Source organism: Planctopirus sp. SH287 (assembly GCF_056500625.1).
This window is the reverse complement of the sequence record NZ_CM151403.1, coordinates 1586813-1610308: the sequence shown is the minus strand read 5'-3', so window position 1 is coordinate 1610308 and position 23496 is coordinate 1586813. Positions and strand designations below refer to the sequence as shown.

The 23496-nt window shown below is 53.7% G+C and carries 13 protein-coding genes; 6 read left to right on the top strand and 7 right to left on the bottom strand.

Annotation, left to right across the window (positions count from 1 at the left end; genetic code table 11):
• Window positions 1-181: 181 nt before the first annotated feature.
• Window positions 182-1234: a thioredoxin family protein gene (locus SH287x_RS06050; protein WP_479517670.1), complete on the top strand. Its 1053-nt coding sequence runs from the start codon at window positions 182-184 to the stop codon at window positions 1232-1234.
• A 198-nt stretch (window positions 1235-1432) separates the two neighbouring features.
• Here SH287x_RS06050 and SH287x_RS06045 read toward each other — a convergent pair whose 3' ends face one another.
• Complete coding sequence (locus SH287x_RS06045) at window positions 1433-5980, bottom strand: amidohydrolase family protein (protein ID WP_479517668.1); 4548 nt, start codon at window positions 5978-5980, stop codon at window positions 1433-1435.
• Between the two features lie 1397 nt (window positions 5981-7377).
• Between SH287x_RS06045 and rho the strand changes: the two genes are divergently transcribed.
• Window positions 7378-9984 carry a transcription termination factor Rho gene (gene rho / locus SH287x_RS06040; protein ID WP_479517667.1) on the top strand — a complete coding sequence of 869 codons (2607 nt, stop codon included), beginning with the start codon at window positions 7378-7380 and terminating at the stop codon, window positions 9982-9984.
• Between the two features lie 101 nt (window positions 9985-10085).
• Here rho and SH287x_RS06035 read toward each other — a convergent pair whose 3' ends face one another.
• The 3 genes from SH287x_RS06035 to SH287x_RS06025 all read right to left on the bottom strand — a co-directional run bounded on the left by SH287x_RS06035 (window position 10086) and on the right by SH287x_RS06025 (window position 13045).
• Window positions 10086-10763, bottom strand: a complete 678-nt coding sequence (locus SH287x_RS06035) for a hypothetical protein (RefSeq protein ID WP_479517666.1) — start codon at window positions 10761-10763, stop codon at window positions 10086-10088.
• Between the two features lie 190 nt (window positions 10764-10953).
• Window positions 10954-11712 (bottom strand): DNA topoisomerase I, encoded by a 759-nt coding sequence (locus SH287x_RS06030; protein ID WP_479517665.1) that lies wholly within the window; start codon window positions 11710-11712, stop codon window positions 10954-10956.
• A 52-nt stretch (window positions 11713-11764) separates the two neighbouring features.
• Window positions 11765-13045, bottom strand: a complete 1281-nt coding sequence (locus SH287x_RS06025) for a reverse transcriptase family protein (protein ID WP_479517664.1) — start codon at window positions 13043-13045, stop codon at window positions 11765-11767.
• 541 nt (window positions 13046-13586) lie between these two features.
• On the opposite strand from SH287x_RS06025, the gene SH287x_RS06020 reads away from it, so the two are divergent.
• Window positions 13587-14258, top strand: coding sequence for a site-2 protease family protein (locus SH287x_RS06020; protein WP_479517663.1), 672 nt, complete (start codon window positions 13587-13589; stop codon window positions 14256-14258).
• Between the two features lie 33 nt (window positions 14259-14291).
• On the opposite strand, the gene SH287x_RS06015 is transcribed toward SH287x_RS06020, so the two are convergent.
• From SH287x_RS06015 to dnaK, 3 genes are all read right to left on the bottom strand, one after another.
• Entirely contained in the window at window positions 14292-14870 is a 579-nt protein-coding gene (locus SH287x_RS06015; protein WP_479517662.1) for a DUF1877 family protein, read from the bottom strand.
• 168 nt (window positions 14871-15038) lie between these two features.
• Window positions 15039-17654, bottom strand: a complete 2616-nt coding sequence (gene clpB, locus SH287x_RS06010) for an ATP-dependent chaperone ClpB (RefSeq protein WP_479517661.1) — start codon at window positions 17652-17654, stop codon at window positions 15039-15041.
• A gap of 410 nt (window positions 17655-18064) precedes the next feature.
• On the bottom strand, window positions 18065-19957 hold the full coding sequence (gene dnaK / locus SH287x_RS06005; RefSeq protein ID WP_479517660.1) for a molecular chaperone DnaK: 1893 nt from the start codon (window positions 19955-19957) through the stop codon (window positions 18065-18067).
• A 586-nt stretch (window positions 19958-20543) separates the two neighbouring features.
• Between dnaK and pheA the strand changes: the two genes are divergently transcribed.
• From pheA to secG, 3 genes are all read left to right on the top strand, one after another.
• Window positions 20544-21695 (top strand): prephenate dehydratase, encoded by a 1152-nt coding sequence (gene pheA / locus SH287x_RS06000; RefSeq protein WP_479517659.1) that lies wholly within the window; start codon window positions 20544-20546, stop codon window positions 21693-21695.
• Between the two features lie 216 nt (window positions 21696-21911).
• Complete coding sequence (gene tpiA, locus SH287x_RS05995; RefSeq protein WP_479517657.1) at window positions 21912-22688, top strand: triose-phosphate isomerase; 777 nt, start codon at window positions 21912-21914, stop codon at window positions 22686-22688.
• A 132-nt stretch (window positions 22689-22820) separates the two neighbouring features.
• Window positions 22821-23390 (top strand): preprotein translocase subunit SecG, encoded by a 570-nt coding sequence (gene secG / locus SH287x_RS05990; RefSeq protein WP_479517655.1) that lies wholly within the window; start codon window positions 22821-22823, stop codon window positions 23388-23390.
• The last annotated feature ends 106 nt before the right edge of the window (window positions 23391-23496 follow it).

The window sequence follows — 23496 nt, the reverse complement described above, 5'->3', positions numbered from 1 at the left end:
TCTCATTTGCAGAACAGGGCGAAGCCGTGAGGTTCTTGCGGGATTCTCATCAGCTCACTCACACGCACCCGGCACCAACCATTCTGTAGCGCAAGATCGAGTGACCGCATCGTGATTGTGCGGTTTGCACTGCATTGGCCTTGGGAGTGACTCGTCCATGAGAATTTCACGGATTCAGATTTTGACTGAAGCAACGTCCCATGGCCTGAAACGCTCATTAGCGGCGATGGCCTTTCCGATGCTCATGGGGTTGTCATTCGGAGCAGCCTTTGTGCTCCCATGCTTCGATCACCCGGGCTTTCGCAATGTGGCGTTGGCCCAAATGCAGCCTCTGGCACAAAACTCTGTCTGGCACCCCTCTTTCAACGTCGCGTTGCAGGAAGCCTCTCGACAGAACAAGCCCGTCTTACTTCACTTTTCGGCAACATGGTGCGGCCCATGTCAGCAAATGGAGAGGGCCGTCTTTCCACATCCGCAAGTGCAGCAAATGCTTCGTACATCGGTGGCTGCCGTCAAAGTCGATTCCGACCAGAATCCGCAACTCGTCCAGCAATACGGCGTGCGTGGATTGCCAGCTGACGTGATGGTCGATCCTCGAAATGGCCGGGTATTGCTCCATTCAGAAAACTTTCTGGACGTGGGGACGTATACCGCAACCATCCAGGGAGTCGCACAAAAATATGCCGTGTCCGTTGCTCAGACAACGCCCCCAGCTTCACAGCCTCGCCGTGAAGGCGCGGGCATGCCGCGCGACAACAACTTCCAGAAAAAATCTCATCCCTCGGTCAATCCTGACGATGTGGGGTTGGATGGCTTCAGTCCTGTCGCCTTACAGCAAACACGAGACTGGGTGCGTGGCGTTCCTCAATTTGCCTGGGAGCACCAGGGCGTGACTTACCTCATGAAAAGCGAACAGGAACTGGCAGATTTCAAGTTGAACCCGGATCAATTCGCCCCGCAATTTTTGGGATGCGATCCTGTCGTCCTGTGGGATACGACAAAGGCTGTCTCTGGTTCGACACAACATGCCGCATTCTTCGATGACAGCCTTTTCCTGTTTGTCTCGCGTGAATCCCGCAATCGTTTCAAAGAGAATCCCAAGCGTTACATGCGTACCGAACAGGCGCTCCGCCGATCCGATGTTCAACGATTGGTGCAAGCCATGCCGGAAGTGACAGGCAATGAGACCCGACAGGCCGAACTCACCCCGGATGCCGAAGTTCAGCGCCAATAACAGCCACGCCAGACACCATCTGCCTGTTGGCTCCTGGCCAAAAGCCCCCACCGCCATTGATCGCCATGAAAATTCTTCATGGGCCATCAATGGCGTTCATTTTTGTTGAGGCAGCTTGGTTGAGGCTGTGCACCAGCCACAAATCATGATTCATTGACAATCTTGATCACCATGAATCTGAAGCTGCACCACCTGTCATCAGGGGATGCGAACCTCAAATTCCCCGGGAGCAGGCTTGGGCAGACGAGCTTGATATTTCCTGGCAAGGCGATGCTGGCGAGAGTCAATCGGCACGGCTGCGCCCCCAATGATCACACCATGGATCTGCGTTCCCTGCTGAAGAATTGATCCATCAGCAATCACAAGATCAGCCCGCTTTCCGACAGTGATCGAGCCGGTTTGCTCGGCAACTCCCAGAATTTCAGCGGCAGAAAGCGTGATGGCCCTGATCGCCACATCTTCCGGCAAGCCATACGCGACAGACGTGGCTGCATGGAAGGGAGTATTACGGCTGTCGGGTGCTCCATCTGATCGAAATGCGATTTTCACGCCCGCTTCGTGCAACCGTCCGGCATTGGCATAATTCGCATCAAACGGATCCCAGGGATGAGTGGGGCGTCCAATCACGCTTCCCACAATCACCGGAATGTTCTGCGATTTGATTTCCGCTGCCAGTTTCCAGGCATCAGTACAGCCAGTCAGTACGGCACGAATCTTTTCAACTTCAATGAACTGCAATGCCTCAGCAATCTGCCGCTCGGTTTCGGCTTCGATGAAAACAGTCTTTTGGCCCAGAGCATAAGGAACCATCGTTTCCAGCCGCAGGTCTCGCTGAAGCAACAGATTGGCTTCAGGAGTTGCCATAGCAGCCCCGTAAGTTCGAGCCGCGCTGAACAAGTCCTTCAGCTCTCGGATGGCTGCCTCAGTGGAATCCCCCCGAGGCCATTGAATCTGCAAACCGGCATCCCGCACGAGTGTCATCTCGGCAGATGTCCAGCCATTCAAGGCGACAATCGAATTCTGGCCACTGACTCGGCCTCCTTGCGGTCTGAGTCCTGCCAACGTAATGCCACCCGATCGTGCTGTGAAAATGTGCTCGGAATCAGGGTTCACTGCGGCGGCGGCGGCGAGATCCGGTTGGAATGCCCCTGTTTCCGCATAATCGGATGTCACCGACAACTGGCTGATCTCGGTCAACCCGACCGTTGTGCTGGCATCAATCATGCCGGGATAGACACGCCGTCCTTTCAGATCAATCTGAGGTCGTCCCTCGGGGATTGCCAGCGTCGAGCCAATGCCTGCGATCTTTCCATTTTCTACTGAAATCATGCCGTTGGGCTGCATGGGGCCATCGATGGGATAAATATTGGCATTGGTCAGTACGTAGCTCTCGCCCAATGACTCTGGCCACTCAATGACAGGCAGCCGATCTTTCGTGGCAGGCCAATCGGGTGCTGGCAAACGTTCAGAAGCCCTGGCAGCCGCCTCGGACATGACGGCAGGCTGCAAAGAGCGATCAAAGTAAATCTCACCGCCGATAAAAGCCTTTTCACATCGAGAAAAGCCGCTCATCGGGTGAGTGTTATAGATCGCGATATCTCCCAGCTTCCCCACTTCGATCGTACCAACATGTTCATCGATCCCCAGCTCTCGGGCAGGATTACGAGTCACAAACTGAAGTGCCGTCTCAGGAGGAACATTTCCATAACGAATCGACTTGGCGGCTTCGTGATTCAAAGCATTCGGCGTGACGGGAAAATCGCTTTTGATCACCACATTCGCCCCGGCCTGAAGCAACATCGCCGCGTTGTATGGCGTGGCATCAAAAGCTTCGATCTTGTAGCCCCAATGGTCGGCAAAGGTGCTGGTACTGGCACCGTGTGCCACAATTTCCGGCGCGATTTTGTAGCCTTCCAGCACATGCTGGAGCGACTGAATCCGAATGCCATGAGATTGCGTGACCCGCAGCAACATGAGGATTTCGTCGGATCGATAACAATGCGAGTGGATCAGAATTTCCCCCGCCAATATCCCGGAAAGAGCCTCCAGACGCAGGTCTCGTCGTGGCGGCAATGCCTTGGCCTTCTCATCATCACTCAAACGATTAAAAGCCATCCATCGAGCACGGTAGTCGAGTGATTCCACGAAGGCGCGAGTGACAGTAGCTTCGACACCCAGACGCGTATTCGGGAAGCGTCCGTTCTTACGTTTGACGTTTTCCCCCAGGGCAAACTTCACTCCCTGACGAGCAAAAGGAAAGAAATGCTCGTCGACTGTGGCCCCGATTTTCATCTGAACGACAGCATCCTGGCCACCAATCGTATTCGCAGAACCATGCAACAACCGGGCGGTCGTCAGGCCTGTTGCCAACCAGCGGTATTCATCTGCGTCGTCGCGGGAAACAATATCTTTGACGCGAACTTCACAAGTAATGGAGTTCGTGGCTTCATTCACGCCCCCACCACCGCGCCCCATCATCATGTGGCTATGAGTGTCGATCAATCCGGGGGCCACAAACTGACCCTTGGCATCAACCACTTTAACACCTTCTGGAGCGACCAGATCAGCGCCAATCGCAGTGATCCGCCCCTGTTGAATTAGTAGCGATTGCCCCGGTAGAACCGCTCCCGTTCCGGTCACAATCGTACCGCCGGAAATCAGAACGTGACCATGAACGGCCGGGGGACGTTGCCGACGATGATCGTCAAGTTCCACAGGAAATCGTGGGTCAATCCGATTGGTCTTCGGCTTGGACTTTGCAGAACCTTCCTCCTCTTTTTTGGTCGATGCCTGAGATGCTGCAACGGCAACAGAACTGCCTCGAAGGGGCTTGAGTGCGTCAGCAGGTTTTTCCTGCTCAGAAGCCTCGGTCTCTTCGACAACCACTTCAATGGCCTGAAGAACAGCCTCTCCTTGCGTTGATATGGCTTCCGGCTTTCTTTCAGCCGTAAATTCGGTGGCAGCACCAAACAGAGACTTGAGCTGCCCTGTCATCCTGTGATTTTCGACCTTTCCAGAAAACTCCAGCGTGACATCCCGATCACCCACACCGATCAACACGGTAAGTTCCAGCTGATCGCCACGAACTGTGCCTTTGCTGATTCGGCCTTCCCCTTGCTCGCTGGAAAAGCGGCCTGTAAGCCGATTCTCGGTTTGAACAATCGAAAGGGTCGCCGACAAAGGGCTGTCGCTGGCCCGCCCTTTAACTTTCCATGTCCCCGCCACTTGAAGGCCAGAGCCTGATTTATCGCCTTGCCCGGAGCCATTCTTCGATTGATTTCCAGCATCAAGAGACTTGGCATCATGAGCAAATTCAAAGACACGTCCTTCGATCACCACAAAGCGGATCACGCTTTTGGCGTTTGAAAGCGGGCCATTCAAAATGGTGAAATTCCCGAGTTGCCCGGCAGCCACACGCCCCAATCGATCGGATTGCCCGAGAATGGCAGCCGGCTGCGAGGTCAGCAGTGCGGTCATCTCTGCATCACTCAAACCGCGTTCCATCATCTTTCGCAGGGTCGGAAGCAGCTTCTGAGGCTGATCAGAGAAACGTCGACTGGAAATGGCGACAGGAACTCCGGCCTGAAGCAACACTTTGGCGGTGTCAAGATCTCGATGGTATTCCGCTAACGCCTCCTCCTGCACAGCCTGAGGCGGCTTCTTTCCACGTCCAGGCAGTCCGGAAGCGGGTTCTTCAACCTTGGGTGCATCGTCAGCATTCAATGCCACAATCACGGAGGCTCCTGCCGCTTTGAGCAGATCGATGCAGCGACCGGACTCGCGACCACCCCAGATGACGACTTTCAATTTCTGTTCGGCACCGAGCTTGAGCACGCGTTCGATATCGTCAGCCGTATCAGCGACAAAAATGGCAGGGCGTTGGCTGTTTTTCAGGGAAATTAAGGCCTGCCAGCCAGCGTCGACAGGGGGGCGTTCCAGCCCGGCAACACCTGCACTGGCCAGTGCCAGGTGCTGCTCATGCCTGAGAGCATCCAGCCACACCTGCCGAAAAAGAGCCACTCGCCCCATGGGAGTCGAAGGATAAACCCCGCTGTAAGGCTGAGGCGAAAAATCAAAAACCAGCCCGCCCTGAGAAGCCAGCAGTTGCTCTCGCGGCGGTCGTTCTCCCAGTTGCAAGACAACGCCTTCTCCGCTGGCCAGTCGCCCTGCAGGCCAGATGGCAACCGTCGCGAAACCGGCACTGCGCAGCTTGGACGACAGAGCAAAATCTCGCGGTAATCGTGAGGCCAGATCCCATTCGGGAGTGAAGGAGTTTCGCAGATCAGGTGGCAGGTGCGCCAGCGAGGTTTGATCCAGATTCAGGTCAGCAGCCGGAATGATGGAGACATTCTGTTCAAGACCACTCGGGACGCCTGCGTTAATCCAGCCGGGATAAATATGTAATCCTTCAGCCTGGATCCTGCGGGCACCATCTTTGGGGCCAGACGCGTCCTTCCCGGCATTTTCAAGGATCACTCCGTCACGCACATGAATACGGAGTGGAGCAGAAGGGGTCGCCTGAGGTGATGACGGCTCTTTTGAAACTGGCTGTTGAGACTTTTGATCGGTATGGAGCGTTCCCCCTTCGATCACCAGATCACGAAAGGGAAGGGGAATGGTCTCTGCTGCCTGGCAAGCTTCCGCTGGCCAGACTCCACAGGCCAACAGGAACAAGCCCAGGGAGTATGGCGCCAAGACCCGCCGAACAATAAAACTCAAAGGACGATCGTGTGTGAAAGCTGGCATTGGAGACAACGAGACCCTTTCTTGAGTGTCCGTTGAAGTCGGAAACTTCAAAAGACTCTATGTATTCTACCCAATCGCTAGCGCATGCCTTCGACGATACGGAAGAACTCCAGGCTCTCGCCAGCCTCGAATTGTGTCAAAAAAAGAAAAAGGGGAATCAAGCAGAAGACTTTAGGATTGACAGATTCGCAGGTTCCGATACCATGTGAAAACGTGATGTTGCTGATTTCGCTCAGCGAAAGTGTTTGCAGCCACTCTCTTTCAGGTGATCCTGACCTTTGTCGATGGGTCCCTGTCTTATTGATCAAGGGCTTGCTGCTCTTGATTGATTGTGGTGGTTCCGATTCTTTGTATTCGTTGCCTTCATCGCTTTTCGACACAGCTCTGGGTGACTTCTGCATCAGCAGGGGAGCGGGGATTGGTTTATCCCGCTTCGATGAGTGACCTGAGAGACCCGTCTACGAGTGATTCTGCAGCGGGTGGCACTCGTTAATTCCCGGCATTCCGGTGCGGGTCTTTCGGAGTTCCGTCGCACTAAACGTCAGTCGTTTTGTTTATCAGAAATGACCAGTATTTTTAGCAAAATTGTTCAGTGAGTCCTCCCCATATCAAGGCAGGTTCTTATTACACATTCTGGCGGAACCTTCTCACGCAGAGGTTTAACTCACGATAGAAGTCTGTCCCTATCAGAGTCTGTTAATACACTGAAATCCAAAAACACCTGATCTCCAGACTCTGATCTCCAGGCCCTGATTTCCAGACTTGGGGGTAATCAGATTGGTGAGTAGAAAAATCCAGGCAGATTTCAAAGTTGCAAGGGCTTCAAAGGATTGAGTCAAAACAAAACGCAGCCCGGTCTCTCATTACAGGCCAGTGCCCGACCAAGCCACTGATGCAAGCACATCAAGTTACTGGTACAAAATCACTAGTATCAAGCCACTGGCAAGGTGCATGGCATTAAAAAAGTGGGAGCCTGGCAAAGTCAGTCATGTTTTCAGGCAATTCGTTCGAGCAAGTCAAGATACTCAAGTCAAGACACTGGAGAGCATCGGAGCTGACAGGTTTCCGATTGTGATGCTTGACAGTCAACATGTTTCTGGAAGTTGATCCTTCAAGGATCAGTCGAATGTTTCTTTCCGATGTGGTCTGCACCGGATTGAAACCTGTTGGAAAAGAGTGCTCTCATCCAACGCCTTTTCAGTGGTTCCTGTTGATCAACAGGAACCACACCTGACCGCGTTTCGATTTGCGGGCTGATTCTGATCTCAGGAAAAGCCATCTGACCGGAACAAATCGTGATGAACAGTCTTATTCAAATGATAGCCACGATGTTGTGACTTCTCTGAAGAAACTCGAAGTCGCCCTGACTCCTTCGATATCTGGATCTGAGATTACGCATGTCTGAAAAACGCCCAGGGGCAAGACGCCCAACTCGCCGTCGCAGTGAAGATGTTGAAACGTCTTCCGTGGATGCTCCCCGACCGGTGATTGAAGAGGTTTTTGAAGAAGTTGCTGGCTTGCGTCAGGAACTGAACTCAGAACTTCCCAAACCAAAACGAACCAGAACGCCACGTGTCGCTGAATCGACAGCGCCAGGCGAAGCAGTTCCAGCTCCACGGCCTGTTCGCTCCACGCGGCGTAAACCCGCCCCGACTGACATCGAGCCTGCTCCTGTCGCCGGCAGTGCGATGTTCTATGACCCCGTGGATGACGACTTCTCACCAGCACCTCGCCGTAAATCCACGACTCGAGATGCCTCTCCTGCGGCTGAAGAACCAGCCAGCTTCAGCGCCGCAGCGCACTCCGATGACGATCAATCGCCGGCACGTCCCCGCCGCCGAACCTCGACGCGATCAACGTCTGTCAGAAGTGAGTCCAGTTCCTCAGCCACCAATGATGAAACGTCCGGTGAAACTCGTGGGACAGGCAGAGGACGCCGTCCTGCTCCTGAACGTCTTTCAAGCGATCAGGATCGTGGCGCTGAGCGTCGTGAACCGGCTAAAGCCGATGATGCCAGTGACTTTGGCGCTGGACTGGATGATGATTTCAGCTCATCAGCGACAAGTCGTTCGCGATCCTCTCGAAGTGATCGTCCTGCTGCGAACGACCGCTTTGTGACTGAAGCCGCCTCATCAGAATCTGGCGGTGGCCGGCATGAAAGTGGATCTGAAAGCAGAGGCCAAGACAGCAGAGGGCAAGAAAACGCGGGACGCGATGACAACCGCCCCCCTGTTGACCGCTCACAAGATGAAACCGGTTCTGGAAACAGAGGGCGGTATTCGCAAGATCGTCGCCGATCGACATATTCTGGTCGTGGCCCACGGAATTATTCCGAAGAAAGTGGCGCCTCGTCATTTGACTCACGCGATTCTGGCAGCCAGAACTCTGGTGGTCAGAGCTATGGCAGCGAAGAATCCAGCTCCTCTGATCGCAACCGCGAATATCCAGCGACAGGTGATACAGGACACGATAACTCCGGTAGCCCGTCAGATCTCGCTGGGCAGGAAGGTTTCCCACCTCGCCGCCCTGGTGGATTTCATGATGGGGATGACGGTGGAGACCAAGGTGAAAACGGCCGTCGCCGTCGCCGTCGCCGTCGTGGCCGTGGACGTGGCCCGGAAGGCACCGGCCCTGAAAGTAGACCCCTCGATAATCGATCGCCTGGAGGAAGAGGCCCTGGAAATGCAGGCCTTGGAGCTTCTCAGCCAGCACGCGGTCAGTTTGCTCCCCAGGGTAACAACGGCCCACGCGGTCGAAATAACGGCCCAGGCCGCAACCAGGGAGGCGGACAGCGGTATCAGGGGGGAAATCGCCCTTATGATCAGCAAAGACGTGGCGGATCACCCCATTCACAGGGTGCTCCCTATTCATCAGCACCGCGTGGCCCTGAAGTGATTGAGCCAACCAGCGGCGTTCTTGAACTCCACCCGAAAGGCTATGGATTCTTACGCGACCCGAAAGTCGGTTATGTCTCCCAGGAATCGGATTCTTTTGTCTCAGCCACGCTGATTCAGAAATTCTTATTGCGTGAAGGCGTGCTGATTCAAGGGGAAATGATACAGGGAAGCCGAGGACAAGGCCCCCGATTGAAGACGATCGAATACATCGATGGTCGAACCCCGGAAGAGTACCTCCAGGTCAAGTCTTTTGATGACCTGACACCGATTAACCCCTTCGAGCAGATTCGGCTGGAAACCGGGCCTACGCCCATCACCATGCGAATCATGGATCTGCTGACGCCCATTGGCAAAGGCCAGCGTGCTTTGATTGTGGCTCCGCCGCGAAGTGGTAAGACCATGCTCCTTCAGGAAATTGCCGACTCCGTCAGCAAGAATCATCCTGAGGTCTATCTCATTGTGTTGCTCATTGATGAGCGTCCTGAAGAAGTCACGGAAATGCGCCGCCGTGTTCGTGGCGATGTGATCGCTTCTTCGATGGATCGCGAAGTTGAAAATCATGTTCGCGTCAGCCAGTTAATTTTTGAACGCGCCAAACGATTGACCGAATCTGGCCGGGATGTCTTCATCCTGCTTGATTCGATCACAAGAACGGCCCGTGCGTTTAACAAATGGACTGGTAATACGGGTCGGACAATGTCAGGTGGCCTGGACATCAAGGCCATGGACATTCCCAAGAAGATGTTTGGCCAGGCACGCCGTTTTGAAGAAGGGGGATCGCTGACAGTTGTCGGCACCGCTCTTGTCGAAACCGGCAGCAAGATGGACGACGTGATCTTCCAGGAGTTCAAGGGAACCGGCAACATGGAAATGGTCTTGAGCCGGGATCTGGCCGATCGCCGGATCTGGCCTGCCATCGATGTTTCCAAGTCGGGTACACGTCGCGAAGAAAAGATTCTTTCACCGGAAGTCATGGAAGGTGTGACACTCCTCCGCCGCAGCTTGATCTCGCTCAGTTCGGTCGAGGCGATGGAACAAATGGTTCGTATTCTCACCAAATACAAGACCAACGAAGAGTTTCTGGCAAAGGTTCGTTCGATCCTATAACAAAGAGTTGATTGACCCCTGAGTGCATCGCACAAAAAAACCGGCGGCATCTGAATCAGGTGCCTGCCGGTTTTCTTATTTTTATCGTGTGAAAGTCTGGCTTATCGCCATTGAGAAAATTCTGGCAATTTCTCATTTCCCCAATGTTGCGGGGGCTGTTGAGGGACAGACTTGGGATTGAAAGGAGGCGAATATCGCGGGCGATATCCCTGCTGTCGCCTGGCGGCAAGGCGTCTCGCCCGTTCTTCTGCTTCACGAGCCGCTCGCTCGTGAATGAGCCGCTGAGTGATCTCAAGTGAGACCGGGTTTGGCCGAACTCCACGTATAAATTCAGGCTCAACCGGTTGGCCGACACGTGAACGAAGCGGATCTTTGGCCTCGATTTCAGGATTTGGCATTTCAGGTAGAAGTAACGCGGGTGCCAGTTGCTGATGATTGGCTGGCATCGCATGGGAAAGATCGGATGCATTCAATGGCGTGCGAGTCACGACCGATTCCACCGTTGGCTTAGCCATACCAGAGACAGTTGGCTTCGCCATGCCTGAGACTGGTGGCTCAGTCATATCAGTGGCGGGAACTGACGGCTTCTCATCGAACATCAGAAGCGGCAGCGGCCCCAGTTTCTCTTCAAGATTTTCGGGCAAGGATTTGGGTCTCACCAAAGCCGCATCTTTGGGAAATGAAAGTATTTCCTGGGCACATACCGGAGTTGACATAATAGCCCACCCCATGACGACGGGAAGGCAAGAGGCAGCAGCAGTGATTATAAAAGGTCGCATGCCACCAGACTCCACCACATCCCATTTGCCACAAGACCACCTTGCCTGTGAACGAAAAACAACCGGCCTTGTCTGTCAAAATCGACAAGAGGTCGCGACAAACTTGAATGACTTTTCCGGTTATAATGAATTCACCCCTGCTTCTTCGGCAGAATTCGCCTGCCAGACATCTCTGATGGTGCTGAAGGTGTCACACGGTGGCTTCGGGGCGCGGTTGCGAATGCCCCACCGACTCTTCTGGAATGATCTCGTGACCCGCGACGCTTGAGGTGGTATCGGTCATCGTGTTTTGAGGAGCGGTGTGGTGGAGTTCATGCTCCAGTTGAATTCGCTGCTGATGAATCGCTTCGTCAAATTGATTGAGTACATCAATCGCGCGATCACGTGAAGTCACCAGCCCGATAATCAGATACTGGAGAATTGCCAGGCCATAGCAGGCCCAGCCCACCCAGCCATCCTGAAAGACCGCCATAATGGCAAAGACGGGCGACGAGCGGTTGAGATGCTTACACAACAACCCGCGAATCAGCAGAGGCAGGTAAGAGAGAATCGCTTTGAGTCGATGTGTGCGGGGAAGTTTGAAAGGCGGCGGGCCGGGGTGAATGATGGCAAATAACGACTGATCCGGCATGCCTTCAATCACGCCAATCGCCAGCATCAGTCTCCCTGCCAGAATCATCCAGCCTTTTTCTTCCCGCAAGTCGAGAGGCACCCAGCCGAAGAATGCCTGCTCCATATTGGCGCTGGCCACCAACAGAAGAATGGCCCCCCGAAACCAAAGCTCCAGATCCCGCTCAAGCTCTTCATCAAGTCCGTTGACTCTCACAACCCTGCGAAGAAACCAGCGAAAAGCCGGCACTGCCATCAGACCAATGATCAGACGCGTCGCGGGCTTTAATACCGGCGCCAGAAGCTGCGGCGGAATGAGAAGTCGCAGCAGTTCCAGCATTTAATTGCCCTCCTGTCACCTGCAACACCAACGAAAAAATCACCACACGGGATCACTGATCCCAGGAAATCTTGTGAAATAACTTGAGCAAAATTGCCCCACGGTTGGGATTCAGATGATGGATATGCGCTACCCGGCCACGCAAATGTGACTGAAAATCTGCGTGATTCTGGCGGTTTTGAGAACGCCAGCCCTGCTGACAACAGTTGTGAAGAATGGCCTTCAACGAATCAAAGTCTCGCCGTGAGCAGTTGAGATGTTCATTCACCACAACCCCCGCAACCACCTGCCTGTTGGACTGCCGCAGCACGCGACGCTTCGAGCGATTTGTGTGAAACCGGCACTGAAGAATGATCTTTTCACAGAGAGGAATAAAACGAGCCAACTGCTTGAGAAATCGGTGATCGCCTGAGAATGTCAGATCGTCGGCGTAGCGGGTGTATGTCGCTCCAAACTTGCGAGCCAAACCGGACAATCGCACATCCATCGCGAAAGCCGCCAGATTGGCCAATGCCGGCGAAGTCGGCGCCCCTTGAGGCAGATGTCGTTTTAAATAAGGGGTGAGCGCATAAGGGTTCTTATCCGGGAATTGGCAGCGCGGTGGTAACGAAGACGTCGTCAACCGACTCAGCCAGAGGGCAATCTCACGGGAATAGCCGAGAGAGCGAAAAATCGCCACCACTTTTGAAAAAGTGACCGACGGATAAAAGTCAATCAAATCAAATTTGACAATCACGGCCTGAGCCAGATGAGGCTCAGCGTTGGAGAGAATCCCACGTCCCGGGACAAAACCATGCGAAGCCGTATGAGAGGGAACCAAATCCAGAATCTCGCGCAGTATTTTCTGCTGCACACGCTTGAGTGTCGGCTTGGGAGCTTCGATTAATCGATGGCCTGTTTTCCGCTTCTTCACCCACTTCAACCAGTAGTGAGACTGTTTTTCACTGGGTGGTCGACCGCGATGGGTCAGATGAGTCAGACCAGCCATTTTCGGAAGAGGGACACCCAACAACTGGCTCAATTCCTGAGGAACAGCGACAACAGGCAGTCCCCATTTTTGCAGTTCAGCGACATTGATATCGCCGGTCATACTGAGATAGTGCTTTTTCCCCTGAAATTGCGCATAAGGGTAGGGGGGGCGATCAACGACCACGCCTGCTCTTGAATCACGCCAGCGCAATAAACTGCCGCGTGAACGATATCGCAGCGGTGCTAACTGATTTTTGCGGCCGGTATCAAACTGATAGCGAAGCGCGGTCTGAGATGGCGTGACTGGTCTGCTTGATTCGCCTGGTGAGAACCACCATCCGAACAGCCAGTTCCAAAGCCCCATCCCTGCGTCCCTCAATGGATTTCTATCGCTCTCGGAAAAATCGGCCCATGGGTCGCACAACCAATGCCTGTTTCGAATCGACGGTTGCAGTGGAACCACTGCAACCGTTGATTCCCGTCAAGTATGGGAGCAATTATTCGAGCACGGGGTAACCCCGTACCGGCCAGGCTTCTCAGCGATATGGCCTCTTCTTGTGCGACCCATGAGCCGATGTGCGCAGTCTACACGCCGGCGTCAGCATCACCAAGCGGGTTTTTTCCAGCAAAAACAGGCGAATTCTGGCCATCATCCTTCATCATGACGCTGAAAGACTTATCTCCAGAGCCAATGAGTGTTACAACAAATCACGATTCTGGATGACAGAAGGCCTTGTCACGGCATTGTTTTTAGCTTTGATCTGCGGCTCGAGTCCTCTGTTGTCGGACGCATCCTCTGGTTCAAACCTGAATTCTTAACTGTGACAACTTAAGAACGTGACAACTTAAGAATATCCCTCCGCCCCTATGCAGTCTCAACTGCTCAGCCTGAAAAGCGAAGCCGCATGTTTTCGTTTGCTCCGACACCTCTGGATCTGACGTTTGTTCTCTTCGGAATTCCGATTCGAGTGAACCCCATGTTCTGGCTAATGGCTGCGGCTTTGGGATGGAGTTCCGGTGACATCCCCAGCACGGTGATCTGGGTCTGGTGTGTCTTCTTTTCGGTACTGATCCACGAACTGGGGCATGCACTGACCGCCGAGTGGTTTGGCTGGAGAAGTGCCATTCTTCTCTACTTCGGGGGTGGGCTGGCTTTCTCGGAACGGTACATCAACAACACGCCGGGCCGCTCTGTTGTGATGTCACTCATGGGGCCGATGGCCCAGTTTATTCTTTTGGGGATCGTGGTGGCTGTGGCCATTGGTCTGGATACGGCCGGAGTGGAGACTGACCCTCATGTCGATACAGCCATTCGCTTTCTGATCATTATCAACATTTTCTGGCCTGTCTTGAATCTGTTGCCGATCCTGCCTCTGGATGGCGGGCGCATCCTTCAGGGGATGCTGGATGTCTTCAGGATCAGAAACCGAACGACGATTGTTCGTGTTTTCAGCGTCGTCCTTGGTGCGGCCGTTGCGGCCTGGTGCTTCTCGCTAGGCCAACCCTTCGGCACCATCATGTTCGGCCTCATCGCCTGGCAAAACGCCAGCGGGGCATTTGATTCCAGGGCGTATTGATCGGGCTTCAATGACGGTTAAAGCTCGGTGATATCAATCCCTCACAACTAGAACGGCTTCAGACTGAGCGGCCACATCATGATAAAACTCCTGAAGTGATGTGAAATCTCTCGCAATCTGATCGAACAGATTTTCTAAATCGATTTCAGCCATGGAATTCCACTTGTAGAGGTTCGCCTGATCCATCTCTTGTGGATCGAAGTGTCCGTTCAGATCGCGAACCGTTAAGCCACTCAGCCATAAGTGAATCTGCTCAACTCGCGCAGCGGACGTCAAACGGATCGGAAATCCCTGAGTGCTGATGGCACTGGGAAAGGTCTGAGCCTCGCCGGAAATCGCTTCCATGGCCAACTGCTCTTCTCCTCGACCGCAGGCACACTTCATTAATAGCCATTTGAGCCAGTCATATCGCCGATCTAAATCGCAGAAGCGATCTTCGATTTGTGGGTGCAACACCACGAGTTCTTCCAGCGCGTCGATAAGCCTTTCATATTCCCCATCGCCTTGCGTCATCTCATTGACACGGCGACTAAAGAGACGCCTCTGTCGAAAATAATCTGGCACGACTTGCAGTAATTCTGCGTTGATCACCCCCTGATTTATCAGTTCCATGAGTTGGCATGGTATCGGGAGTGCATGCAGTCTGAGTTCCCATCCCATAATGTCCACACCCGCAATTCTCAGAATGACCCATGACCCATTGTGAGAGAAAAGAAAAGAGTCGCACAGGTTGCCCATGAAAGCGACCTGTGCGACTCATCGATCATTCAAACTCAGCCATTATTCTTTCGTCGCTGTGAAGGTGAATTCCCCGTGATGGGAGTCAACCCGGACAACTTTCGATTCGTTGAACTCTCCAGCAAGCAAGGAATTTGCCAGTTCGTTCTGTAACCGTTGCTGGATCACTCGTTTGAGCGGCCTGGCTCCATAAGTCGGGTCATAACCTTCGCTCGCGAGGACATCCTTCACGCTATCACTGATTTCCAAACGAATGTCGTGCTCCTCCAATCGCTTGATCAGTTTGGCGAGCTGCAGATCGACAATCTGTCGGATCTCCTTTTTGCCCAGCGGATGGAAGACGATCACCTCATCGACCCGGTTCAAAAACTCCGGCAGGAACTCCTTGCGGAGCGCCCCCATCACGCGGTTGTGGATCTCGCCTTCATCATCCGTGCCCGTCAGATCCATAATGAGCGAACTGCCGATATTCGAAGTCATGACGATAATCGTGTTCGTAAAATCGACCGTCCGGCCCTGGCCATCCGTGAGCCGCCCATCATCCAGAACTTGCAGCAACACGTTGAAGACATCACGGTGTGCCTTCTCGACTTCATCCAGTAGTAGCACACTATAAGGCTTGCGGCGGACAGCTTCTGTCAGCTTGCCGCCTTCCTCATAACCGACGTACCCCGGAGGAGCACCGATGAGCCGTGCCACAGAATGCTTCTCCATGAACTCGCTCATGTCGATGCGAACCATCGCCTTTTCATCGTCGAACAGGAACTCGGCCAACGCCTTACAAAGTTCGGTCTTTCCCACCCCCGTCGGGCCGAGAAACATAAACGAACCAATCGGCCGGTTGGGATCCTGCATTCCCGAGCGCGCCCGACGGACGGCATTGGAAACCGCCGTCACGGCTTCTTCCTGGTTGATCATCCGACGGTGGATCTGGTCTTCCATAACCAGCAACTTGGCCCGTTCGGTCTGCATCATTCGGGCCACGGGAATTCCCGTCCAATGGCTGACAACCTTCGCAATGTCTTCGTCGGTCACTTCTTCACGAAGCAACCGCTGCGTGTTATCCAGCGTAGCCACACGAGATTCAGCGGCCTCTAACGAAGCTTGCGCAGCCTTCAGCTCTTTTTCAGCCTGAAATGCCCGCACAAAATCTTCGTTATTATTGGTTCGCTGAGCCTGGGAGAACGCCTGCTCATAGGCTGTCCGCAGTTTCTCGATGTTCTCCTTTAACGGTCGAATGCCAGAAAGAGCCTCTTTTTCAGTTTGCCAGCGGGCCTTGAGAGCGGTGACTGATTCTTCGCGTTCGGCGATTTCCCTCTTGATCGTCGCCAGCCGCTGCTGACTATCTGGAGATGTCTCGCGGACAAGAGCCGTCGCTTCAATCTGCAGCCGGGTCAAGAGGCGCGTCGCCTCGTCGATCTCGGCTGGCATGGAATCCATCTCCAAACGGAGTTTGCTGGCTGCCTCATCAACCAGATCGATCGCCTTGTCAGGCAGGAAACGATCAGCGATGTAGCGATCCGAAAGCTTCGCCGCACTGATGAGCGCGTCATCGGTGATTCGCACACCATGATGCGACTCATACCGCTCTTTGAGACCACGCAGGATCGAAATCGTATCTTCCACGCTTGGCTCATTGACCAGTACCGGCTGGAAGCGTCGCTCTAAAGCCGGGTCTTTTTCGATGTACTTACGGTATTCATCGAGGGTCGTCGCTCCGACGCAATGCAGTTCACCACGGGCCAGGGCGGGCTTCAGTAAGTTGGAAGCATCTACGGCTCCTTCCGATGAACCAGCCCCCACAACAGTGTGCAATTCATCGATGAAAAGGATGACCTTTCCTTCGGACTCTGTCACTTCTTTAAGCACCGCTTTCAGGCGATCTTCAAACTCGCCACGATACTTGGCCCCTGCGATGAGCGCCCCCATATCCAGCGAGATGACCCGCTTGTTCTTGAGGTTCTGCGGCACGTCCTCAAGGACTATTCGATGGGCCAGACCTTCCACAATCGCCGTCTTGCCGACGCCAGCATCCCCGATCAGCACCGGATTGTTCTTGCGGCGACGCGACAAGACCTGAATCACCCGGCGAATCTCGCTGTCGCGGCCAATCACGGGATCAATCTTTCCCTGGCGAGCCAACGCGACAAGATCCTTGCCGTACTTTTCGAGAGCTTGATATTTATCCTCTGGATTCTGGTCAGTGACCTGCTGATGACCACGAATCGTCTGAAGTGCCTTCAGAACATCTGATTCTTCGACAGCGTTCAGCTTGAGCAACCGCCCGGCCACATCATCCGTCTTGATCAGCGAAAGGAGCAGGTGCTCTGTCGAAACAAATTGATCCTTCATCTGATCAGCCAATTGCTGACTTTGATTCAGAACATTCATGAAAGCGTTAGAAGCACCAACTTGTGCAGCATTCCCCGAAACCTTTGGCAGTCGGCCAATCTCACTGTCGATCAACCCGGACAACTGCGGCACGCGCACACCGATCTTCTCAAGAATCGGGCGCACAATCCCTCCCGATTCATCAATCAGTGCTTTCAATAAATGCAGCGGCTGCACTTGCGGCTGGCCGTTGTTCTCCGCCAGTTGCTGTGCATTTTGAACAGCCTCTTGAGCCTTCACGGTCAATTTGTCAGGTCGAAAAGCCATGGGAATTCCTCAATAGAAAACTGTCACACTCAGTGACAGAGTTCTGATGAACATCATGTGCCATTTTCCATTGGCGAGATGCCTCAGAATGGCACGTTCTGAGGCTCAAAGCCATTGCAGAATTGAAGATTGCAAAATCAATTTCAGCCTACGACATGACCCTGCGACCGAGATGTTACTCTCGGCGTCACAGGGTCATGGTGTTGTCAAAAACGACGTCGGAAGAGAGTGGCTGGTGAATTGGCGTGAGTGCTAAAGCCTGTCTGGAAACTCCCAGATCCTTCTCTCTGAGGGAGAAGGTGTTTTCTCGGACAGGCTCTTAGGTATTTGTCGTCCTTACGAGAATGTTGAAGTTCCTTTCTCGCTGGCACAAATGCCCAACATCAAAAACCAGATACCAACATCACCAATTAACTCTTCTTCTCAAATTCTGCATCGATCACGTCGTCTCCCCCGTTAGGAGCGGCTCCAGCGTCAGGTGCCCCGCCAGCGGCAGCACCGGGCGCGTTCATGTGCTGCGCCATGGCATAGCTGGCTTGCTGGAGAGCTTCCACAGCTGAGTTGATGGCGGCAACATCGTCACCGTTTTCCGTCTGACGAACACGGGCGATCGCTGCTTCAATGGCCGACTTCGAGCCGGCATCGAGCTTCTCGCCATGCTCCTTCAGCATCTTTTCCACTTCGTAAGCTGAGGTCGAAGCTTTGTTCTTGGCTTCGGCCAACTCACGCTTCTTCTTGTCATCGTTTGCATGCGATTCCGCATCGCGTTTCATGCGTTCGATTTCAGCCGTATCCAGACCGCTGGCGTTCTGAATCTTGACGACTTGTTCCTTACCCGTGCCCAGATCTTTCGCCTTGACGCTCACGATACCGTTCACATCAATGTCGAAAGAGACTTCGACCTGTGGCACACCACGAGGTGCTGGTGGAATCCCATCCAGGTTGAACTGGCTGAGAAGCCGGTTGTCGCGCGCCATGGGGCGTTCGCCCTGGAAGACGCTGACAGTCACGGCGGTCTGACCATCGGCCGCTGTCGAGAATGTCTGCTTCTTAGTGACAGGAATCGTGGTGTTACGTTCGACGAGGGCGGTCATGATACCACCTTCCGTTTCGATCCCCATTGAGAGAGGAGTCACGTCGAGCAGCAGCATTTCCTTGACATCGCCGGCGATGATCCCACCCTGAATGGCAGCACCAATCGACACAACTTCATCAGGATTGACCGAACGGTTTGGTTCTTTGCCGAAGTAGCTCTTAACAAATTCCTGTACCTTCGGCACGCGGGTCGAACCACCCACCAGCACGACTTCATCGATATCGGATGGCTTGAGCTTGGCATCTTTCAGAGCCTGCTCAACGGGCTTCTTGCAGCGATCAATCAGATGATCGACGAGCTTTTCAAATTCGGCCCGAGTCACGTTGAGTTGGAGGTGCTTGGCCCCCGAAGCGTCAGCCGTGATGAAGGGGAGGTTGATATCCGTCGTCTGAGAAGACGAGAGTTCCTTTTTAGCCTTTTCAGCCGCTTCGCGCAGACGCTGAAGGGCCATGGCATCCTTACGGAGATCAATGCCGTTTTCAGCTTTGAACTTATCTGCAATGAAATCCAGCAGTGCCTGATCGAAGTCGTCGCCACCCAGGTGGGTATCCCCGTTGGTACTGAGCACTTCAACAAGATCGCCCGAAACTTCGAGAACCGAGATATCGAATGTCCCGCCACCCAGGTCAAAGACGGCGATCTTCTCGTCCTTCTTGGTCTGCAGGCCATAGGCCAGAGCCGCAGCGGTTGGCTCGTTAATAATACGCTCAACCTTGAGACCAGCAATTTCGCCGGCATCCTTCGTGGCCTGACGCTGGGCATCGTTGAAGTAAGCGGGGACAGTGATCACAGCGCGGGTGACGGTGTGGCCCAGGTAAGCTTCAGCAGCTTCTTTGAGCTTACGCAGCACAAGCGCAGAGACTTCTGGTGGTGTGTATTCCTTGCCACCGGCTTCTACGCGAACATATTCGCTAGGCCCGCCCACCACTTTGTAGGGAACGAGCTTTTCTTCCGACTCGACTTCGCTGTGCCGGCGACCCATGAAGCGCTTAACAGAGTAGATCGTGTTCCTGGGGTTTGTCACAGCCTGCCGCTTGGCAGGATCGCCCACAAGGCGGTCACCTTTGTCGGTGAAGGCTACGATACTGGGGGTGAGACGATTTCCTTCCTGGTTGGCGATGACTTTGACTTCGCCACCTTCCATCACGGAGACCACGGAGTTGGTCGTCCCCAAATCGATACCAATGATTTTTTCTTGAACGGCCATAAAACCGGGCTCCTTGCGATTCAATCTTCAGGTGTGTGTGGTTTGTGGAAAACTGCGACGGGATCTCAGATGGTAGAGCGACTGATCATAAGAACGAAGAATCTTCAGTCACGGGATCAAAGGCCAATCCAGACGAAGCCAGAGCTTTGAATGGAATCACTGAGAAGATTTGCAGGTATTTTGACGGAACTGTTCATTTCGGAACGGCGACCATATCCAAGCAAACTGCGGGCCAAAAGAAAAAAAACAAGACGAGACAACACATCTCATTACCAATAAATGCCTTACAAGCATTGACCTTCCAGACTCTCAACAAAGCCACCTAAAAAAACCGCCAAAATGGCACTTCCTGAAGTTTTGTCACGCCAAGTCAACAATGCCATTTTGGCAGTCTCGCAGAAAACTCCCGGGAACCGAACCCTCGCACGCACTGCCAACTTGACAAAGCAGGAAACGTACCTGTAAAAGATCGTAACATGCTGTTTCTTCAAGAGTTATGTTACCGATTGAGCTGCGGCGTGGTCGCAACGGTTTAAGTGTTGACGTGGAATTACGTTACGCCCACTAGATTCTGGAAATTGCGGGAATGGCCACTAAGCCTCAGCCGACGAAGAAACCAGCCAAAGTACCGTCCAGTGGTTCAGTCAAAACCGCGAGCAACGTCGCCAAATCAACGGCGTCAATCGAAACTGAGATTGAAAAGCTCGATGGCGAAATCGTGAAGCTGCTTAACCAGCGTGCGGCGGCGACACTCAAGCTCATCGAAGCGGCTCCTGACAAAAAAGCCGCTCTGTTTGACCCCAAAGCCGATGACCTTCTGGCGAGCCGGCTCGAAGAAAAATCCAACGGCCCATTGCCTGCCCACGCGCTTCGCGGTGTCCTCCGAAATGTTCTGAGCGCTGTCCGTAATCAGGTGCGTACTCAACGTGTGGCTTACCTTGGCCCTGCGTTCAGCTTTACTCATATGGCTGCCATTGAGCGCTTTGGTGAAGCTGCTGACCTGATTCCTGTGAACACCATTGCTGCTGTTTTTGAAGAAGTGAACCGGGGGCATGCCGACTATGGCCTGGTTCCCATTGAAAACAGCACTGACGGCCGAATTATCGACACGCTGGATATGTTCACCCGGCTTCCATTAAGAATCTGTGGTGAAGTGCAACTGGCCATTCACCACAACCTTCTGGGCCGCTCAGCCAGAGGGGAAATCACTGAAATTTACAGCAAGCCACAGGCGCTTTCACAGTGCCGTGAGTGGCTCAGTCGAAACATGCCACAAGCGCGACTGATCGAAGTCACCAGTACATCAACTGCCGCCCAATTGGGTCGTGATAAGCCTGGTGCGGCAGCCGTGGCCAGTCGTCAGGCTGCGACTGAATACGGGCTTGAGATTCTCGCAGCGAATATTGAAGACAACTCTCAGAACGTCACCCGCTTCGCTGTACTGGGTGACAAGACGATGGCCCCGACCGGGCAGGATCGAACATCAATTCTTCTTCAAACCGCTGACAAACCCGGGGCTTTGGCAAACGCTCTGGAGATTTTCAAACGGCTGAAAATCAACTTGACCTGGATTGAATCATTCCCGCTGCGAGGGACTGAAAGTGGCTATATTTTCTTTATTGATGGTGAAGGCCACATGAAAGATACCCGCATCAAGAAGGCTCTTGATGAACTTGTTTCCCAAGCCGTCCGGATGGAGATTCTGGGGTCGTACCCCAGAAGCGAGCCAATTGAATAGATCTCTTAAAGGATGATGCCTCTGATCACAGTGGGGCGCCAAAGAGTTGGGCACGTCTCTGTTTTCCAGTTAGCATCGCAACGATGTTTGTAGATTAAAAATTGCAGATCGGTGATTGACCTCTCATCAAATCAAATACCGGTCAGGCGATGATCCTTCCCGGACATCGACATTGATTACAGAAGCTTTTGTCTTAAGTCGAACGAGGACTCCGCTATGCGTCGCCTGTTTGTAGCTGGCAACTGGAAGATGAATACGAATCTCGCCAGCGGAAAAGAGCTGGCAAAGGCCGTTGCTGCGGAAGCCACTCGCCTGGGTGATACGATTGATGTCGCTGTCTGCCCACCATTTCCATACCTGCCTAGCATCAAGGAAGAGCTGCAAGGCTCGAAGGTGACGCTGGGTGCTCAAAATGTCTGGTTTGCTGCCCCAGGTGCTTTTACTGGTGAAGTCGCCGTCGAAATGCTAAAGGATATTGGCTGCGCCTGGGTCATTCTGGGCCACAGTGAGCGTCGCCAGATCCTGGGTGAAAAGGACGAACTGATCAATAAAAAGATCGCAGCCGCCACTTCTGAAGATCTGGGTGTCATTTTCTGTATTGGTGAACTGCTTGAAGACCGTCAAGGTGGCCGGACTGAGACGGTTTTAGAAACGCAACTCTCTGGCGGCCTAGCGAACCTTGATGCGGCGGTGATGGGGCAGATTGTCATTGCCTACGAACCCGTCTGGGCTATCGGGACAGGTGTTACCGCTTCCCCTGAGCAGGCTGAAGGTGCTCACGCCTTCATTCGCGGCTGGCTGACCAAGCAATATGGAGCCAAAGTCGCTGATGGCGTGCGTATCCTTTACGGCGGCAGCGTGAAGGCCGACAATGCAGAAATTCTGCTGTCGCAGCCTAACGTTGACGGCGCTCTCGTCGGTGGTGCCAGCTTGACGGCCGCTCAGTTTGGGCCCATTCTGCAGGCTGCGGCCAAGTGTGCCGCTGCCTGCTGAAGGTGTTGTCACCCGTCAGCATGAGTTGCCCGGTGACTTTTCCTCGCTGGACTGCACAAGTTCGGTCGCTGTCGGTATATTTGTGTCGTTCAGCCGCCTTGATGGATCTGGTGGAAGCTTCGAAAGATCAGCATGTCGTATTTCATTTACTTTCTGATGTCCTTGCTCGGTTTCGTCAGCTTTCTGATGATTGCTGTTATCCTGCTGCAGCGTGGCCGCGGTGGTGGGTTGGCTGGGGCTTTGGGTGGAGCAGGAGGCCAGAGTGCATTTGGCACAAAAGCCGGTGACATGTTCACGCGCATCACGATTGCGATGGCTTCGTTCTGGTTCATTCTCGCCGGACTTTGCGTCTTCCTGATGTCAGACAACCACTACACAGGTGGCTCCCGCGCTGTGACATCCCCCTCGGCCTCCTCACTAGAGGCACCGAATAAGCCGGCTGATCCTGAAGCACCAGAAGGAAATCCCTCTGCTGGCAATGGAGCGACAGTCGCTCCTCTCGAAAGCAATACGACTCCAGCAACAGCTAACCCAGCAGCAACCAATCCTGTCGATGCACCAACCGGTACAGAACCCGCTGTCAAAACGGAATCTCCAGCTTCTACAGTGTCGCCAACACCAGAAAAGCCCGCTGAAGATCCCAAGGTGGAAACACCTGCTGCCAAAGAAACTGGAACCCCGGCAGAAGCTCCTCAGCCTTAATCGGGTTTTGGTGACGGCACCCATTTGGAAAAGTCGGTTAACCACAGCTTATCAATCTGGCCAAATTCAGCGGCTTTGGGCGATGCAAACGCCCAAAGCCGCATTG

Coding starts and splice junctions, on each gene's coding strand:
- dnaK (WP_479517660.1), bottom strand. CDS start 19,957: ATGGCCGTTCAAGAAAAAATCATTGGTATCGATTTGGGGACGACCAAC.
- tpiA (WP_479517657.1), top strand. CDS start 21,912: ATGCGTCGCCTGTTTGTAGCTGGCAACTGGAAGATGAATACGAATCTC.
- SH287x_RS06035 (WP_479517666.1), bottom strand. CDS start 10,763: ATGCGACCTTTTATAATCACTGCTGCTGCCTCTTGCCTTCCCGTCGTC.
- secG (WP_479517655.1), top strand. CDS start 22,821: ATGTCGTATTTCATTTACTTTCTGATGTCCTTGCTCGGTTTCGTCAGC.
- SH287x_RS06015 (WP_479517662.1), bottom strand. CDS start 14,870: ATGGAACTGATAAATCAGGGGGTGATCAACGCAGAATTACTGCAAGTC.
- SH287x_RS06020 (WP_479517663.1), top strand. CDS start 13,587: ATGTTTTCGTTTGCTCCGACACCTCTGGATCTGACGTTTGTTCTCTTC.
- clpB (WP_479517661.1), bottom strand. CDS start 17,654: ATGGCTTTTCGACCTGACAAATTGACCGTGAAGGCTCAAGAGGCTGTT.
- pheA (WP_479517659.1), top strand. CDS start 20,544: ATGGCCACTAAGCCTCAGCCGACGAAGAAACCAGCCAAAGTACCGTCC.
- SH287x_RS06030 (WP_479517665.1), bottom strand. CDS start 11,712: ATGCTGGAACTGCTGCGACTTCTCATTCCGCCGCAGCTTCTGGCGCCG.
- rho (WP_479517667.1), top strand. CDS start 7,378: ATGTCTGAAAAACGCCCAGGGGCAAGACGCCCAACTCGCCGTCGCAGT.
- SH287x_RS06045 (WP_479517668.1), bottom strand. CDS start 5,980: ATGCCAGCTTTCACACACGATCGTCCTTTGAGTTTTATTGTTCGGCGG.
- SH287x_RS06025 (WP_479517664.1), bottom strand. CDS start 13,045: ATGGGGCTTTGGAACTGGCTGTTCGGATGGTGGTTCTCACCAGGCGAA.